Source organism: uncultured Mycobacterium sp., from assembly GCF_964249325.1.
Lineage (GTDB): Bacteria > Actinomycetota > Actinomycetes > Mycobacteriales > Mycobacteriaceae > Mycobacterium.
Genome location: NZ_CAXUCH010000261.1, coordinates 1 through 582, shown reverse-complemented (window position 1 = coordinate 582; position 582 = coordinate 1). Strand labels below are relative to the sequence as shown.

The window sequence follows — 582 nt, the reverse complement described above, 5'->3', positions numbered from 1 at the left end:
CGTCCTACACCCGATATGGCGGTTTCGTCGACGACGTCGCGGGTTTCGATGCCGGGTTCTTCGGGGTGTCACCGGCCGAGGCGCTGGCCACCGACCCCCAGCACCGGATGCTGCTGGAGCTGTCGTGGGAAGCGTTGGAGCGGGCCGGAATTGACCCAACCTCGTTGCGGGGCAGCGCCACCGGCGTATTCGCCGGCATCATCGTGCAGGGCTACGGCATGCTCGCCGAAGAGATCGAGGGCTATCGCCTGACGGGCATGACCTCGAGCGTGGCCACCGGCCGGGTGGCCTACGTGCTGGGGCTGGAAGGTCCGGCGGTTTCGGTTGACACCGCGTGCTCGTCGTCGTTGGTGGCGCTGCACATGGCGGTGCAGTCACTGCGTTCGGGCGAATGCGATCTGGCGCTCGCCGGCGGCGCGACCGTGAACGCCACCCCGACGGTCTTCGTGGAGTTCAGCCGGCACCGCGGGCTTGCCCCGGATGGCCGCTGTAAGCCCTACGCGGGCGCGGCCGACGGTGTCGGCTGGTCCGAGGGTGGCGCGATGTTGGTGGTGGAGCGGCTTTCTGATGCGCGCCGGTTGG

At 69.2% G+C, this 582-nt stretch carries 1 pseudogene (only partly in view); it reads left to right on the top strand.

Annotation, left to right across the window (positions count from 1 at the left end):
* A pseudogene (locus tag ACFE99_RS21960) lies at nt 1-582 on the top strand (beta-ketoacyl synthase N-terminal-like domain-containing protein); its annotated part reaches 265 nt to the left of the window's first position; the annotation flags it as partial.